Source organism: Corynebacterium sp. HMSC034B08, assembly GCF_001835805.1.
Lineage (GTDB): Bacteria > Actinomycetota > Actinomycetes > Mycobacteriales > Mycobacteriaceae > Corynebacterium > Corynebacterium coyleae.
The window spans coordinates 224,316-239,544 of sequence record NZ_KV825964.1 but is presented as its reverse complement, the minus strand read 5'-3'; the positions used below and the strand labels follow the sequence as shown (position 1 = coordinate 239,544).

The following is a 15,229-nucleotide window of genomic DNA, read 5'->3' as shown; positions in this document are numbered from 1 at the left end:
GGTTGTTGGTTCCTTCCACTCGACGAGGCAGCAGCTGTTGCTGCTATAACGAACGTTCGACAAATACTGTAGCCCAGCGATAGTGACCTAAGTCCCATCACTGGGCGTAGTTGTTGTTTTTCCTAATGGCTACATTGCGTAATCGCGAAGACGGTCTGCACGTTCGCCCACACGAAGCTTCGCCATGACTTCGCGTTCGATCTGACGTACGCGTTCCCGGGATAGTCCGTACTGTCGGCCAATCTGGTCCAAGGTGCGCGGCACACCGTCAGTCAGTCCATAGCGCATGCGGATGACATCCTGTTCGCGCTGCTCAAGGCCGTTAATGATGTCTTGAATGTCGTCATGGCGCAGCGTAGTCACGACGGCGTCTTCGGCGTCGGTGGCTTCCGCGTCCTCGATGAAGTCACCCAAAGGCGCCTCTTCATCTGCACCGACCGGCATATCCAAGCTGACGGGGTCGCGGGATTGGCGCAGCAGCATTTCGATCTTGGACTCTTCGATGCCGGACTCTTCGGACAGTTCCTCGTTCGTCGGCTCACGGCCGAGAGATTGATACATTTCGCGACGAATACGTGAGAGCTTGTTGACCTGTTCGACAAGGTGCACAGGGAGGCGGATTGTGCGGGACTGGTCAGCCATACCTCGCGTGATTGCTTGGCGGATCCACCAGGTGGCGTAGGTGGAAAACTTAAAGCCCTTGGCGTAGTCAAACTTTTCCATCGCACGAATAAGGCCGAGGTTGCCTTCTTGGATGAGGTCCAACAGTGGCATTCCGCGGCCGGTGTAGCGCTTCGCAAGCGATACGACCAGGCGCAGGTTCGCCTCGAGGAGGTGCGCGCGCGCCTTGCGGCCTTGCTTAGCGAGGATTGTCAGGTCGCGCTTTTTTGCCCGGGTGAGTTTCACCTCCGGATCGTCGAGAAGATGCTGAGCGTAGAGGCCAACTTCGATCTGTTGGGCAAGCTCGACCTCTTCTTCAGCGTTGAGTAGGGCGGTTTTGCCGATGCCGTTGAGATAAACGCGTACAAGGTCTGCGGATGGGTTGTCGTTGGTCTGATTACGTCGGCTACCGCGGTCGACGTTCTCTTCTTTTTCTGTGGCACGATCCGGCTGGGTCATGTGACAACGCCTCCTCGGACTGGGGTGAAACACTTCATGTTGCATCGCTGCAATCTGATAGAGCAACGGTCCGAGGTGAAGAGGTGTTCCCGCGGGCACCATTTATATTCATTGAGCGTTACGTTTCTACCAACACGGTGAACGGCCCTTCGTTGACACTCTGGACTTGCATGTTGGCGCCGAATCGCCCTTCTTCGACATGAATTCCGCGTTCACGCAGTGCCGACGCGATCTTTGCGATGATTGGCTCCGCAACTTCGCCAGGGGCAGCGTCTCCCCACGATGGGCGGCGACCCTTGGCAGTGCGGCCTAAAAGCGTGAACTGGCTGACTAAAAGCACCGGAGCATTGACGTCTTCAACGGACTTTTCCCCGTCGAGAATGCGCAGTTCTGCAATTTTGCGGGCCATCTTTTGCCAGGCTTCTTCGTCGTCTTCGCGGCCAACGCCGACAAGGGCGAGGATTCCGCCTGTCTCAGCGCAATTGATAGCGCCGACAACGTCGCCGTCGACGGTGACGGAAGCCTCGGAAACGCGGGTCAGGACGGCTTTCACAGGATATTCCTCTGTTTCTGATCAGATAGCGGCGATTTCTGCGGGTAGGACAACGCCATGACGGACAAGATCAACTATGGCTGCCGAGCTGGATTGCTCAAGTTCATGTAGTGCAGCCTCGTCGTTAATACCGTTGGCAGCAGCGTAGAGCCCAGTGACGTCGCGAAGCGCAAGGCCTTGCGGGTGCAGCCCACGAATAACGGAGAGCACCCCAGCATCCACGGTATGGGTAAACCGTGGCCCGTCCGTGCGAGTCACACGGATGACCTCGGGTGCGAAGCCGATACCGGTTTCGGTGTCGGCCAAACTGACCTCCTCAAGCGCGACCCCTGGGCGCAGCATGTATTGGGCATCAAGAACTTCGGCGAAGGATTTTCCACGCAGCCAATCGCTACGCAGGAAGTATTCTTCAACCTCCGGTGCTAAGCGGTCAGTGAAATGCTGGGATAGTTCCTCAGCGGTGACCTCAGTTGCGGCATCGCCGATATCTTCCAAGACAATCCACCCGAATCCGATTCCAGTGACGTTATTTTGCGCAAAGTGCTCCAGCCACCGTTCGGTGCGTTCGATGCCTTCAGTAGAGCGGGGGTCGATGGATTCGTCGCGAAGCCACGTGGAGACGTACATCCCCGGATCCACAACATCGCGCTGCAGCACCCAGGCGTTCACTCCTGTGCTGGGCAACCACGACGCCACCCGAGACTGCCAGGACGCATCCTTGCTGTGCACCCAGGAACCCAGGATGAAAGCACGGCCACCTTCGGCAAGATGTTCCACTGCGCCGGAGACAACGAGCTCGGAGGCCGCATCAAGATCCAAGCCTGAATCGCGGTAGACATGGCCCACCTCGGGTAGTCCGACAACAAATGGGGGGTTGGCCACAATGCGGTCGAACCGTTCGCCCGCAACAGGTTCAAACCAACTTCCTTGCCTCAGTTCCACATTGTCTACACCGTTGGCAGCAAACGTCGCTCGAGCTAAGTCCAGCGCTCGACCGTGAACATCTGTCGCGACAACTCTCTTAGCAACGTGAGCCTGTGCAAGTGCCTGCACCCCCGAACCCGTTCCCAAATCCAAAACAGACGACACCGGTGTCTGAGGCGCAGCCGAAAGCAGTGATAAGGAAGCGGCGCCAACGCCGAGAACATGATCGTGTCCTGGGACGATGTCGGTCATCGACGCGTCGAGATCGGAAAAGACAAAGCGCTCCTTATCTGCGATCGCATGCGGGCGCACATCGAGTGCGATGTGAAGTTCGGCATTGTCGGTTGCAGGGGCGACCACGCAGTCGTCGATAAGCAGCTGCACAAGCTCTTGCGACAGCACATCACTGAGTTCCGCTGCGGTGCATGGCTCGCGCAAGATAAAAAACCGGATCAACCGCGACAAACGGGACCCATCCTGGCACGCGTGGCGCACTACTCCAGGCTCACCGCGAAACATCGCCTGCGTCGCGGCTGGCCCAAGGTGCTCAGCAATCCCTGCGGACGTAAAACCGGCCTTTGCCAATGCTTGGGCAAGAGTTTTCGCTGTCTCCGGGCTTACCGTTACTGAATCACTCATCGTTGTCTCCTGTTGCATCATCCCCACCGTCGTCGTGATCGATGATATCGGGCACGTTTGCCGTGCTTGACGACGAACTCTCGAGCGCCGTACGACGAGAATTCTCCAACCGAATCTCCTCACGCACTACCGCAGGCTTGTACACGTTTTTTGAGCGTGCATCCCGCTTCTCGCCCTGTGCGTTGCCCAACACCACCGCAATCCACGGCAGCGGTACCGAGACGACGAACAATATTGCCGCCAGCACCCACCAGCTCATCCACGCAGCCCAGATCGCGGCGAGGATGAACGGTAGGCGAAGCCCCTGCAAAATGGCGTACTGCTTCTCACGAGACTGCCGGTTTTGTTCAGGACTCGTCACCGCGTCTGTGATCAAAGCGCGGGCCATGCGACGACGCCGACGCGAGTGAGGCACAGAGGAGTCGACGACATCCTCGGCTTGAGCGTCAACCGTCTGATCGTCCTGGCTCAAACTAGAGAACAACCCGTCACGGGCTCGGTCCCGCGGATCAGAATCGGGGGAAACGTTCTCATTGGTGCTCATATGCGTCGAGGTTAGCCCTCCGGCTTAACCTCTCGCTCAATTTGGGGCATGATAGAGCGCGTGAACACGACGACGAAGACACTTGAACGCCCGGATTTGCGGGAAGATACCTCGTCGACAACCGACGACGGAACCCCGAAGTTTTTTCACTACGTCAAAAAAGACCAAATTGTCGACTCTGCGATTTCCGGCAAAATGGTCGTCGCCCTGTGTGGCGAAACCTTCCCGGTGAAAAAACAAGCAAAGCCCGGCTCTCCGGTGTGCCCGGACTGCGAGCGGATCTATAAGGGGCTGCGCCGCAAGTGACAGCCGCGTCTTCTGGGCCTTCGCTGCGCAAATGGCAGCAGGAGGCCCTCGATTCGTTTCTGAGTACCAAGCCACGCGACTTCATGGCTGTGGCAACGCCCGGCGCAGGTAAGACCACCTTCGCGCTCACGCTTGCCTCGACCCTGCTTGCTGACCGCACCGTTCAGCGCATTATCGTTGTCGTACCGACCGAACACCTCAAGCACCAGTGGTCGGACGCCGCCAAGCGGTTCGGAATGTCGTTGGACCCAAACTTCACCAACTCTTCGGCAGTCAACGCCGCCTACGACGGCATCGTCGTCACGTATGCGCAAGTAGGTATGCACCCCTTCAAACACCATGCTGTCGCTTCAGCACGACGCACGCTGGTGATTCTCGACGAGATCCACCACGCAGGTGACTCCAAGAGCTGGGGTGATGGTGTCTACGAGGCATACAACGACGTCGAACACCGACTCGCTCTGACCGGTACACCGTTTCGCTCCGACGACTCCCAGATCCCTTTCGTGCGCTACGTCGAAGACGGCGCCGGCCACCTCGTCTCAGAATCGGACTACACCTACGGCTATTCCCACGCACTGGCCGATGGCGTCGTCCGACCCGTGGTGTTCCTTGCATACTCGGGCGAAGCACAATGGAAAGACTCAGCAGGGGAGGAGTACTCAGCTCGCCTCGGCGAACCACTGAACGCCGAACAAACCGCACGTGCATGGAAGACCGCACTGGACCCGAAAGGTGACTGGGTCGCAGCCGTCCTTAATGCTGCACACACCCGCCTGATGAAAGTCCGCGCAAACATGCCAGACGCTGGCGGACTAGTCATCGCCACCAACAAAACCACCGCCCGCGCATACGCGAAGATCCTGGAAAAGCTTTCCAACACCCCAGTCACGCTCGTTCTTTCCGACGAACCAGGCTCCTCCGATCGAATCGACGAATTCTCAGCATCTCGCGACGAATGGATGGTCGCTGTCCGCATGGTGTCCGAAGGCGTCGACGTGCCACGCCTATCCGTCGGCGTCTACGCAACCTCAGCATCCACACCATTGTTCTTCGCCCAGGCCATCGGACGCTTCGTCCGTTCCCGCATGCCCGGCGAATCGGCCTCCGTCTTCCTGCCCTCCGTCCCAGTGCTGCTGCGCCTGGCTGAGGAAATGGAAGTTTCTCGCGACCACGTCCTAGGCAAACCTCACCGCGAATCCGGCTGGTCCGACGAACTGCTCGAGCAGGCCAACCGCACCCAAAACGAACCCGACGAAACCTCCGGATACGAAACCATCGGAGCATCGGCGGAGCTCGACTCGCTGATCTTCGACGGATCCACCTACGGCACCCCAACAGTCGCCGGCTCTGCAGAGGAACAAGACTTCCTCGGACTGCCCGGCCTCCTCGACGCCGAGCAAGTACGCACCCTGCTGGCCAAACGCCAGGCCGACCAACTCGACGCACGCGATGCTGAAGAAAAAGCGCGCCGGGCAGAGGAACGACGCGCTCGTGAACGAGCGGAGATCCTCGGGGAGCCGCAGAAGGTAACACAGCCGGTGGAGGAGACTCCCCAAAGTGCAACTGCAGCTGACGAACTCCCTCAGCTACGCAGCGAACTCAACGCGCGCGTATCCATCGTCGCCAGCAAAACTGGTCGCCCACACGGTGCGATCCACACCGAGGTACGAAAGGCCTGCGGAGGTCCACCGACTGCACTGTGTAGCGCGGAACAGCTCCGAGAACGCATCGCATACCTTCGTGACTGGTGACACCGAAGTCGGTACAGTGGGCGGGCACATTACGTAAAACGAGGAGAAACGAATGACTGACCGCTACAACCCCAACGGTTACCCGAACGACCCGAACGGCCACCCTGAGGGAGTCTCGCCCTATAACCAGCCGCAGCCGGAAGGCTACGACACAGCGAACAACTACGCCGGCTATGAGGCACCAGCGGGCTATGACACGGCCCAGAGCCCCTCCGCTTACGGCGCGCCCTACGGCACAGCGCCGGTAGGGGAGCAGAAACCTAATGGCGTTGCAATGGCAGCCCTGATTTTCGGCATTCTCTCGATCCCTGCCATGTTCACGTTGTTCGGTGCCATCATTCTTGGTGTCATCGCGGTGATCCTCGGCATCGTTGGTATCCGTAAATCGAAGAACATCGTGGGGCCGGGTTCCCGCAAAGGCATGGCGGTGACCGGCCTGGTCCTAGGCGCTTTCGCAATGATCGCAACTGCGGTGATGATCTTCTGGGGTGTGTACTTTGCCAAGGACATCATCGGCGATTGTGAACAGTACCAATCGGACAACGCTGCATACCAGAAGTGCATCGAAGATGGCTTCAATGAAAAGATAAATGAAATGGAAGGGTCCTCGAACTAAAGACCGCGGTGATACTCGCCGTAAACGAGTAGCACCGAGTAAAGCGCAAGCTCAGCGCCCCGGCAGATACATGATCTGGCCGGGGCGCTGAGCTTTGTCGCGTGAAAATTTAGTCCAGGTAGTCGCGCAACACCTGGGAGCGCGACGGGTGACGCAACTTCGACATCGTCTTCGACTCGATCTGGCGGATACGTTCACGCGTGACGCCGTAGACCTGACCAATTTCATCTAAGGTGCGCGGCATGCCATCGCTCAAGCCGAAGCGCAGGCGAACGACGCCAGCCTCACGTTCGGTGAGCGTGTGCAGAACGTCTTGCAGCTGATCCTGTAGAAGCGTGAAGGACACGGCATCCACGGCAACGACTGCCTCGGAGTCTTCGATGAAGTCGCCGAGCTGGCTATCGCCCTCGTCACCAATCGTCTGGTCGAGCGAAATCGGCTCACGAGCGTACTGCTGGATCTCGAGGACCTTCTCCTCGGTGATATCCATTTCCTTTGCCAGTTCGAGCGGCGTTGGCTCGCGACCGAGGTCCTGCAGCAGCTCACGCTGAATGCGGCCAAGCTTGTTGATGACCTCGACCATGTGCACCGGAATACGAATGGTGCGGGCCTGGTCTGCCATAGCACGCGTAATTGCCTGGCGGATCCACCACGTGGCATAGGTGGAGAACTTGTAGCCCTTGGAATAGTCGAACTTCTCAACGGCACGGATGAGGCCAAGGTTTCCTTCCTGAATCAGATCCAGGAATGCCATCCCGCGGCCGGTGTAACGCTTGGCCAGCGACACGACGAGACGCAAGTTCGCCTCGAGCAGATGGTTCTTTGCCTTACGGCCATCACGAGCAACCGCGCGGAGATCACGCTTTACCGCAGGCGTGAGCTTTGCATCCTTGTCGCCTTCTGCAGCAGCACGTGCCATCTCGTCGAGACGGTGCTGTGCGTAGAGTCCTGCCTCGATGCGCTTCGCAAGAGAGACCTCTTGCTCTGCATCGAGAAGTGCAACCTTGCCGATTTGCTTGAGGTAGGCACGAACAGAGTCCGCGGATGCGGTCAGCTGAGCATCCTTGCGTGCTTGGCGCAGGGCAGCGGATTCTTCAATGTCCCAGACAGAAGAACCGTCGTCCTCTTCTTCCTCGTCATCTTCGTCTTCGGTCTCGTCGGCGTCGTCCATGGCACCGTCGAGATCTTCGTCGAACGCGTCGTCCTCATCGTCGCCCATGTCCGGGTCGTAATCCTCGGCATCTGTCGGATCCAAGGACTCGTCGTCCGCGCTTGTTGCCTCGAGATCCTCGGTCTCGGCTTCGTCCGCCGTCGCTGCAGCGGTTTGAGCAGCCTTTGTGGTGCGCTTCGCCGCAGACTTACGGACAGTTTTCTTCGCGGACTTCTTTACCGTCTTCTTGGCTGTCTTTTTCGCGGTTTTCTTCGCAGTCTTTTTAGCAGTCTTTTTCGCGGTTTTCTTCACTGCTTTTTTGGCTGCTTTCTTCACCGTCTTCTTGGCAGGCTTCGAGTCGGTACCGGAACCGTTGCTCTCGCCACCGTTTGACGGATCCACAGGCTCGCCATGAACGGTGTTGTTGCTTGAAGCTTCGCTGGCTACCACGTACGCCCTTTCGACTCATCAGACTATCTCGGGGCCGGGACCTCGCAAGAGGTTCGGCCCACAACCACTGCGATGTGCACTTCATCGTTGTGAAGTGCAGTTGGTGCAGTGTTTGCTACCACTGGAAAACCAGGGTACGCAGGCACATAAAAATTTTCAGAACGCCCATCCTAGCAAGCAGGTGAACGTTCCATTTTCATGTGCCTACTGCACGTATGGGCGCGTAGCCCGAATATGCAGAATGTCAACACCCTACAGGATTTACCTATGAGGTGAGCCAGCGACATGACCGGCACCGGCCTTGGCAGCGCCCACGATGCCTGCTCGATTCAGTAACTTGGCCACAACTACTGGAGTGTTGACGTTCAGCAGTGGAACCCACTGGTCGCTGTTTTCCGAAACACCGCCGCCAACGATGATGACATCCGGGTTGAGGAGTCGTTCGTATTCGCAAAGAACAGTTTCCACGCGCTTGGCCCAATCGTCGTAAGAAAGGCCTTCCCTCGTGCGCACGGCGGATGACGCAAGGTGTTCGGCCTCCGTGTCGTCGATAAGCAGATGCCCGAGCTCGCTATTGGCAAAGAGCTGACCGTTAGCTAGAAGCGCTGAGCCGATACCCGTGCCAAACGTCAGAAACAAGGCAGAGCCGCGCTGTGCTTCGGGGCATCCGAAAGACACCTCCGCAAGCCCGGCTGCGTCGGCATCGTTGAGCACAGTGACATCGTGCTGCCCCAGCACGGTAGAGAAGAGCTCAACCACATCCGTGCCCACCCAAGTCGGGTCAATATTCGCCGCAGTGCGAGCAATGTTGCGGACAATCACGCTCGGAAGCGCAATCCCAACCGGGCCTGACCATGCTGCTTGACGCGTTAGCTGCGCGACCGCCTCTGCAATAGCGTCAGGGGTCGCCGGTTGTGGCGTAGGCACCTCAAGTCTTTCACCGTGAAATTCGCCACTGTGAAGGTCGACAACCGCAGCCTTCAGGGAGGAGCCTCCAACGTCAACTCCAAAGCCGAACCGGGATGAAGGGGAAACTGAGCGCGACACGTGCGACTCGTTGTGTGGTTGAGGTGAGGTCATGTGCGCAGTGTACAAACTTGCACCCTTGTGCGGATGATGTCGAAAAAATGAGTTTCTACCAGCAAAGATGACAGAAGCATGGACGTGCTTTAGTATTCCGCTCAAATGTCGCGTGTAGAGGCGCGATCAAGCACGACGTTGAGCTGGAGGAACATCAAGCATGGCCACCGATTACGATGCGCCGCGCCGCCGCATGGACGACGACATCGAAACCGACTCCCTCGAAGGCCTGAAGGCAGCAGAGGTTGCAGGCAGCAGCATGGACGATGATGGGGAAATTGTTGAGCCTGTCGAGCCCCCGACGCAGGACCTCTCGGGTGAGGAACTCAATGTTGAGGTCAAGCCACGCCAGGAAGACGAATTCACCTGCGCGTCCTGCTTCTTGGTGCAAAAGAACAAGCGCCTCGCCTATGTCGAGGACGACGGCTCCAAGATCTGCCTCGACTGCGAGTAATTAGTACCAGGCGGCGCAAGCCGTTATCCGCTCCTCGCGGGGATTAGGAGCGGTCCTTAAGGCTCGGAACGAATGCATCAAGCACGGCTTCCGGGTCTTTTGCTGAAATAAGCCAATACGGCGTCGGATCCTCAGGGTCATCGAGCACGAGAAGAACATGCTCGGGCACCCACGACCGCGTGATGAGGAACGCTGCCGGATCGAGTTGCCTACCCAAAGCATTCTGGCGGGCGGAAGCCGGCACAACCGTCGCGCGGTCCACGACCGTACTGGGCAAGTTCGCATCCCCGGCGAGCAACCAGCGGGTCCCGTCAGGGTCCTGCTCAACGGTTAGGGTGTAGCGCGACAGCCATACTAAAAACCAGACCGCCAACGCGCCTGCGACAACAAAGCCGCCGACAAACCACCACATGTTGCGGTTCAGTGCGAGCTCGCCTGCGAGGAGCAGCGTCAGGCCTGCAACTGCAGCCCACCAGTACCAAGGCACCCATTGGCGCTCGGTATACAGCACTTTCGCTGCATCCGGAGCGGAAGTGTCGGAAGGATTCACTGGGTTCGTAGTCACCCCTCATACCTTAGGCATTGATATCGGAGGAACCTAGCTGCCGTATGGTTGGCAGCGTGGAAGAGCAACAATCAATCGCGCGTATCGACGACACCATCGGCCCAATCGCAGTTAAGCGACTTGACCCTGATTTGCCCTTGCCTCACCGGGCTCACCCGGAAGATGCCGGAGCTGACCTTTACTCCGCAGAGGATGTGACGCTCCAGCCAGGTGAGCGAGCGCTTATTGGCACAGGAATTGCGATTGCGCTTCCTGTAGGCACAGTGGGATTGATTCACCCGCGTTCCGGGCTCGCAGCAAAGCAGGGCTTGAGCATTGTAAATACTCCCGGAACCATCGATGCAGGGTACCGGGGCGAGCTCAAGGTGTGCCTCATTAACACCGACCGGTCTGAGCCGATTGTCATCACACGTGGAATGCGTATCGCACAACTCGTCGTGCAACGTGTGGAACTGGCAAGCTTTCAAGAAGTAGACGAGCTCGATGAGACGGTCCGAGGCGCTGGCGGCTACGGATCGACTGGCACGAACTAACTCTGTGTCGCTCTGGGGGCTACAGTCTTTAGCGACGAAAACGTACTGAGAATTTAGAGGAGGTACCTGCAATGGCAATCTGGCCGTTCAGGAGGAAGAAGAAAGCCGAAACAACCCCGGAACCGCAGAAGGTTGTAGAGGAGTCAACCGCGGCACCGGCAGCGTCCGAGGCTGAGGTGCCCGAATCGGTTGCTGATACCCAGTCGGCATCTGCTACGGCAGATGCGCAGGTAGAGGCGCCGGAGCTTCGTGTGGCAGAAGGCGTGCAGGTTCTTACAGATTATGACCCGATCAATGGCTCCACGGGTCCGTTCGATGGCGATAACGTCAACATTGATGACTTTGACTTTTCGGACTTCTCCCAGGCCACGCTGAACCTCGGATCCATCCGGATTCCACTGCCGAAGGAATCCCAGGTCCAGGTGGAGATGGGCGAGCAGGGCCCCAAGATGGTTCACATCGTCACCCGCTTCGGCCGCCTGACCCCGGTGGCGTTTGCTGCTCCGCGAACCGGTGGTTTGTGGGAGGAATCTTCCGACGAGATCATCGAAGGTATGCGTTCTGAGGGTATGCCCGTCGAAATTGAGCAGGGGCCCTGGGGTCAAGAGATCGTAGGAACCGGCACTAACGGCGTCATTCGAATCATCGGTGTGGAGGGGCCGCGCTGGCTCTACCGCGTGACACTTGCTGCTCCGTCCGGTTCGGAAGACCAGCTTGCGCAACTTGGTCGTGAAACGGTCGCGCGCTCGTTTGTTTACCGTGGCGACGACCCGATTCTTGCTGGAAACTCTCTCCCCGTTGTGCTTCCTGAGCAGCTGGCAAAGCAGGTGCAAGAGGCTGTGGAGGCGCGTGCTCAGCAGGCTCAGGGCGCTCAGGAAGCCCCCGCGGAGGGTAACCCGAACGTGCTGAGCGACGCGTTGCAGAAGATCATCGCTCAAAATGTCGAAGGCCAAAAGCAGCTCCGCGAATTCCGTGAGGCGCAGCGCGCTCAGCGCCAAGCCGGACGCGGCAAGTCCGAGTAGCTGTGACTGACGAGATTACTGCCGGCCTCGTGCTGAAGTTGTCTGTGAGGGCAATGGCGCACGGGGGAGAAGGCATCGCCGACGCCCCAGACGGGCGCGTCGTTTTCATCGCGGGCGCAATTCCCGGCGACACGGTTGAAGCGCGACTGACCCGTGTGAAAAAACGCTGGGCACGTGCAGAGCTTGTCAAAGTAGTGGATCCATCGCCTCACCGGGTCAGATCGGCTTGTCCTGCGGCAGCAGCAGGTGCGGGGTGCTGCGACTTCGCGCACATTGACCCGGCGGTACAGGTATCGCTCAAACGCGACGTTCTTCTTGGCCAACTCGGTGCGCTTGCGAGCAAGAGTGGTGTTGTCGAGGCGGATGTCGTCGAGAAGCAATTGCGGGTTGTGGAGCTTGAACCCAGAACTGGTTGGCGCACCCGTGTCCGCATGGGCGTTGACCCGCAAGGACGAGCCGGAATGCGTGCACTGAAATCGACAGATGTTGTCGGTGGTGTCGTGTGTAGTCAGGTCGCGCCGCAAGTGCTCGACGGCATCATTGGCGACGACGCGGCTCGATACACGCCCGGCAGTGAGATTGTGGCGGTCGTGGATTTCCGCGGGAAACGTCACGTTGTGGAAACACAGTCGGCGCAGCGTGGCCGACGCGTTGAGCGTATTCACAAGGTGCTTGAAGGCCCGGGGTTGGTCACCGAGGTGGTAGACGGTCACGAGTTTTCCTTTCCCCCTACAGCATTTTGGCAAGCGCACCTCAACGCGGCGCAAACCTATAGCGACCTCATTAAAGAATGGGGAAGCGACAACTACACGCACCGTAACGGATGGGATCTGTACGGAGGCGTCGGTGCATTTGTGCCTGCGATCAATGAGGCAATCGGCGGCGGCAGGATCGACAGTGTTGATTACTCCGCTTCGGCGACGGCGACCCCACAGCCAGTGGAAGACGAGTTTGATGTGCATCGCCACAATGCGAAGGTGGAAGTTGGAATCAGCGAGCTTCCGGCTCCGGGACTTGTTGTCTTAGATCCGCCCCGGTCAGGGGCAGGGCGTGATGTCGTCGACAAGATTGCGCAAGCGGCTCCAGAACGCATCATTCACATCGGTTGTGATCCAGCAACCTTTGCGCGCGACCTCGCAGGCTTTGGCGCGCACGGATTTAGAGTCGAGCACATCGCTCTTATCGATGCTTTTCCCAATACTCACCATTTTGAGGTCATGGCATCACTTGTGCCTGACCACAATGGTGGTGCGGAGGAATAGGGTCAACCAATTTCGGAGTGTAAGCTGACCAGAACCGATTCCGCACTACGCAACGTGCGGAAACCATACGGGAACACTGCAGATGCGGACCGCATCGCGGCGAAAAACCTGAAGGAGAGCGACAGGATAGTGGGACTGCTCGAGCATATTGAGACACCGGCAGACGTGCAGAAGCTCGCGCCGAGCCAGCTCAACGCGCTCGCGGACGAGATCCGGCAGCTGCTCATCCAGAAAGTGTCAGCAACCGGAGGACACCTCGGACCGAACCTCGGCGTTGTTGAGCTGACACTGGCGCTGCATTACGTTTTCGATTCCCCGAACGACCCGATCATCTTTGACACATCGCATCAGTCGTATGTGCACAAGATTTTGACTGGACGTGCGAACCAGTTTGATTCCTTGCGCAAGAAGGGCGGTCTTTCTGGGTACACGTCGCGATCTGAATCAGAACACGACTGGACCGAATCTTCCCATGCCAGTGCCTCGCTGTCCTATGCTGACGGTCTTGCCAAAGCGAAGGAACTCACCGGTAGTTCGGACGATCACGTCATCGCAGTTGTCGGTGACGGAGCGCTCACAGGTGGCATGTGTTGGGAAGCACTCAACAACATCGCGGCCGGAAACCGCAACGTTGTCATCGTGGTTAACGACAACGGCCGTTCGTACTCTCCGACGATTGGCGGACTGGCCAATAACCTGACCAAGCTCCGTGACCAGCTAGCCGCTATTCGGATCCAGCCTGGCTACGACGAGGTCATGGAGTCTGGGAAAAAGACCCTCAAATCTATGGGGTGGGTCGGAGAGAAGACCTTTGATGCGTTGCATGCGCTCAAGGAAGGCGTGAAGTATCAGGTTCTTCCAACCGAAATGTTCCCGGACCTTGGTATGAAATATGTCGGTCCGGTCGAGGGGCATGATCTCAAGGCACTGCTCAACGCCTTTAAGTATGCCAAGCGCTACGAGGGGCCGTTGATCGTGCATGTTGTCACTGAGAAAGGCCACGGTTTCGCCCCGGCAGTCAATGACGTAGCCGACCAGATGCACTCTACCGGCGTGATCGACCCTGTAACAGGAAAAGCACTGGCCACCTCTAAGCCAGGTTGGACCGCCGCTTTCACCGAAGAGCTGCTTCGCGCAGGCCACGAACGCGATGACATCGTTGCGATCACTGCGGCAATGGCGGGGCCAACCGGTCTGCAGCCATTTGGTGAGCAGTTCCCAGACAGGTTCTTCGATGTGGGGATTGCGGAACAGCACGCAGTGACGTCTGCCGCTGGTATGGCACTCGGTGGATTGCACCCGGTTGTGGCGATTTACTCGACCTTCCTCAATCGTGCTTTTGACCAGTTGCTTATGGATGCAGGTTTGCTCCACCAGCCGGTTACGTTAGTGCTGGACCGTGCAGGCGTAACTGGCTCCGACGGCGCAAGCCATAACGGTGTTTGGGATATGGCGATCGCATCGATCGTCCCGGGTGTCCGTATCGCCGCACCTCGAGACACTCAGTCGTTGCGCGAAGAGTTCAGGGAGGCCCTTCTTGTCGACGACGCCCCGACGATCGTACGGTTCCCGAAGGGCTCTGCCGGCCCGACGATCCCGGCACTGCGAAACGTCGGCGGTGTAGATATCCTCGCCGAACCCACAGGTGATAGCAGCGATTCAGAAATCGACGTGCTACTCGTTGCCGTCGGCGCATTTGGTCAGGCCGCGCTCGAGATTGCAGATGCGCTTGTCGACGACGGTATCCGCGTAACTGTTGTCGATCCCCGTTGGATCATTCCCGTCAACGCCGCGCTGTGTGACCTGGCTGTCGAAGCTGACATGGTTGTGGTCTATGAAGACGGCATCATTCGAGGCGGCGTCGGATCTGCTATCGCTGAGGCGTTTTCGGCAGCAGAGGTGGACACACCGCTACGCCAACTCGCGTTTCCGGATGTGTTCCCCCTGCACGGGTCCCGCGACGAAATCCTCCAGGAGTACGGACTCGATGCGGAGTCTGCCACCCTGCAGATTAGAGAGTGGGCACAGCGACTCGCTGACAGCGAGTAAGGCGCTATTGAGCGCGCTTCCTGCGACGGCGACGTGCTGCAGCTCGCCCAGATGACGGGGTTTTGCCCTGCGGGATTCTTGCTGCTTTCGCTTCAGCTTGGGCCCGCGCGAGCAGCGGTGCCGTAAGGGCGATCTGCCATGGGCGTGCCCCAGCACGCTTCAGTTGCATAGCAGCAGCGTCAGTGCTCCATACGGCGTCGGAGTCTGGG

At 58.5% G+C, this 15,229-nt stretch carries 16 protein-coding genes; 8 read left to right on the top strand and 8 right to left on the bottom strand.

Features of this window, described 5'->3' with window-relative positions; translation table 11 throughout:
* Positions 1–129: 129 nt before the first annotated feature.
* The 4 genes from HMPREF2656_RS07590 to HMPREF2656_RS07575 all read right to left on the bottom strand — a co-directional run bounded on the left by HMPREF2656_RS07590 (position 130) and on the right by HMPREF2656_RS07575 (position 3,779).
* A complete protein-coding gene (locus HMPREF2656_RS07590; RefSeq protein WP_070422351.1) occupies positions 130–1,119 on the bottom strand; it encodes a sigma-70 family RNA polymerase sigma factor in 990 nt (329 codons plus the stop codon).
* A gap of 118 nt (positions 1,120–1,237) precedes the next feature.
* Positions 1,238–1,672 (bottom strand): D-aminoacyl-tRNA deacylase, encoded by a 435-nt coding sequence (gene dtd, locus HMPREF2656_RS07585; protein ID WP_070422352.1) that lies wholly within the window; start codon positions 1,670–1,672, stop codon positions 1,238–1,240.
* Between the two features lie 21 nt (positions 1,673–1,693).
* Positions 1,694–3,235 (bottom strand): DUF7782 domain-containing protein, encoded by a 1,542-nt coding sequence (locus HMPREF2656_RS07580; RefSeq protein ID WP_070451286.1) that lies wholly within the window; start codon positions 3,233–3,235, stop codon positions 1,694–1,696.
* Entirely contained in the window at positions 3,228–3,779 is a 552-nt protein-coding gene (locus HMPREF2656_RS07575; protein ID WP_083279411.1) for a DUF3099 domain-containing protein, read from the bottom strand. The genes HMPREF2656_RS07580 and HMPREF2656_RS07575 overlap by 8 nt, the downstream gene beginning before the upstream one ends.
* A gap of 48 nt (positions 3,780–3,827) precedes the next feature.
* Between HMPREF2656_RS07575 and HMPREF2656_RS07570 the strand changes: the two genes are divergently transcribed.
* The 3 genes from HMPREF2656_RS07570 to HMPREF2656_RS07560 are packed head-to-tail and all read left to right on the top strand — an operon-like array spanning position 3,828 to position 6,455.
* On the top strand, positions 3,828–4,085 hold the full coding sequence (locus tag HMPREF2656_RS07570; protein WP_070422354.1) for a DUF3039 domain-containing protein: 258 nt from the start codon (positions 3,828–3,830) through the stop codon (positions 4,083–4,085).
* A complete protein-coding gene (locus tag HMPREF2656_RS07565) occupies positions 4,082–5,839 on the top strand; it encodes a DEAD/DEAH box helicase (protein WP_070816248.1) in 1,758 nt (585 codons plus the stop codon). The genes HMPREF2656_RS07570 and HMPREF2656_RS07565 overlap by 4 nt, the downstream gene beginning before the upstream one ends.
* A gap of 52 nt (positions 5,840–5,891) precedes the next feature.
* On the top strand, positions 5,892–6,455 hold the full coding sequence (locus tag HMPREF2656_RS07560) for a DUF4190 domain-containing protein (protein ID WP_070451290.1): 564 nt from the start codon (positions 5,892–5,894) through the stop codon (positions 6,453–6,455).
* Between the two features lie 109 nt (positions 6,456–6,564).
* Here HMPREF2656_RS07560 and HMPREF2656_RS07555 read toward each other — a convergent pair whose 3' ends face one another.
* Both HMPREF2656_RS07555 and ppgK read right to left on the bottom strand, forming a co-directional pair.
* A complete protein-coding gene (locus HMPREF2656_RS07555; RefSeq protein ID WP_070816247.1) occupies positions 6,565–8,007 on the bottom strand; it encodes an RNA polymerase sigma factor in 1,443 nt (480 codons plus the stop codon).
* A 309-nt stretch (positions 8,008–8,316) separates the two neighbouring features.
* Entirely contained in the window at positions 8,317–9,135 is an 819-nt protein-coding gene (gene ppgK, locus HMPREF2656_RS07550; protein ID WP_070816246.1) for a polyphosphate--glucose phosphotransferase, read from the bottom strand.
* A 160-nt stretch (positions 9,136–9,295) separates the two neighbouring features.
* On the opposite strand from ppgK, the gene HMPREF2656_RS07545 reads away from it, so the two are divergent.
* On the top strand, positions 9,296–9,589 hold the full coding sequence (locus tag HMPREF2656_RS07545; protein WP_070422359.1) for a DUF4193 domain-containing protein: 294 nt from the start codon (positions 9,296–9,298) through the stop codon (positions 9,587–9,589).
* A 43-nt stretch (positions 9,590–9,632) separates the two neighbouring features.
* Here HMPREF2656_RS07545 and HMPREF2656_RS07540 read toward each other — a convergent pair whose 3' ends face one another.
* Positions 9,633–10,154: a DUF3093 domain-containing protein gene (locus HMPREF2656_RS07540; protein WP_070816245.1), complete on the bottom strand. Its 522-nt coding sequence runs from the start codon at positions 10,152–10,154 to the stop codon at positions 9,633–9,635.
* A 56-nt stretch (positions 10,155–10,210) separates the two neighbouring features.
* On the opposite strand from HMPREF2656_RS07540, the gene dut reads away from it, so the two are divergent.
* From dut to dxs, 4 genes are all read left to right on the top strand, one after another.
* Positions 10,211–10,687 carry a dUTP diphosphatase gene (gene dut / locus HMPREF2656_RS07535; protein WP_246819509.1) on the top strand — a complete coding sequence of 159 codons (477 nt, stop codon included), beginning with the start codon at positions 10,211–10,213 and terminating at the stop codon, positions 10,685–10,687.
* A gap of 71 nt (positions 10,688–10,758) precedes the next feature.
* Positions 10,759–11,709 (top strand): DUF3710 domain-containing protein, encoded by a 951-nt coding sequence (locus HMPREF2656_RS12545; RefSeq protein WP_083319479.1) that lies wholly within the window; start codon positions 10,759–10,761, stop codon positions 11,707–11,709.
* A 2-nt stretch (positions 11,710–11,711) separates the two neighbouring features.
* Complete coding sequence (locus HMPREF2656_RS07525) at positions 11,712–12,971, top strand: class I SAM-dependent RNA methyltransferase (protein WP_246825137.1); 1,260 nt, start codon at positions 11,712–11,714, stop codon at positions 12,969–12,971.
* A gap of 129 nt (positions 12,972–13,100) precedes the next feature.
* Positions 13,101–15,020 carry a 1-deoxy-D-xylulose-5-phosphate synthase gene (gene dxs / locus HMPREF2656_RS07520; RefSeq protein ID WP_070816243.1) on the top strand — a complete coding sequence of 640 codons (1,920 nt, stop codon included), beginning with the start codon at positions 13,101–13,103 and terminating at the stop codon, positions 15,018–15,020.
* 4 nt (positions 15,021–15,024) lie between these two features.
* Here dxs and HMPREF2656_RS13330 read toward each other — a convergent pair.
* Positions 15,025–15,229, bottom strand: a 205-nt coding sequence (locus tag HMPREF2656_RS13330) for a hypothetical protein (RefSeq protein WP_210400969.1), incomplete at its 5' end; no start/stop codon positions are given.

What these genes read in the sequence shown, in the direction of transcription:
- HMPREF2656_RS07590 (WP_070422351.1), bottom strand. Translation starts at nt 1,119, where the DNA reads ATGACCCAGCCGGATCGTGCCACAGAAAAAGAAGAGAACGTCGACCGC.
- HMPREF2656_RS07580 (WP_070451286.1), bottom strand. Translation starts at nt 3,235, where the DNA reads ATGAGTGATTCAGTAACGGTAAGCCCGGAGACAGCGAAAACTCTTGCC.
- HMPREF2656_RS07575 (WP_083279411.1), bottom strand. Translation starts at nt 3,779, where the DNA reads ATGAGCACCAATGAGAACGTTTCCCCCGATTCTGATCCGCGGGACCGA.
- HMPREF2656_RS07570 (WP_070422354.1), top strand. Translation starts at nt 3,828, where the DNA reads ATGATAGAGCGCGTGAACACGACGACGAAGACACTTGAACGCCCGGAT.
- HMPREF2656_RS07560 (WP_070451290.1), top strand. Translation starts at nt 5,892, where the DNA reads ATGACTGACCGCTACAACCCCAACGGTTACCCGAACGACCCGAACGGC.
- ppgK (WP_070816246.1), bottom strand. Translation starts at nt 9,135, where the DNA reads ATGACCTCACCTCAACCACACAACGAGTCGCACGTGTCGCGCTCAGTT.
- HMPREF2656_RS07545 (WP_070422359.1), top strand. Translation starts at nt 9,296, where the DNA reads ATGGCCACCGATTACGATGCGCCGCGCCGCCGCATGGACGACGACATC.
- HMPREF2656_RS12545 (WP_083319479.1), top strand. Translation starts at nt 10,759, where the DNA reads ATGGCAATCTGGCCGTTCAGGAGGAAGAAGAAAGCCGAAACAACCCCG.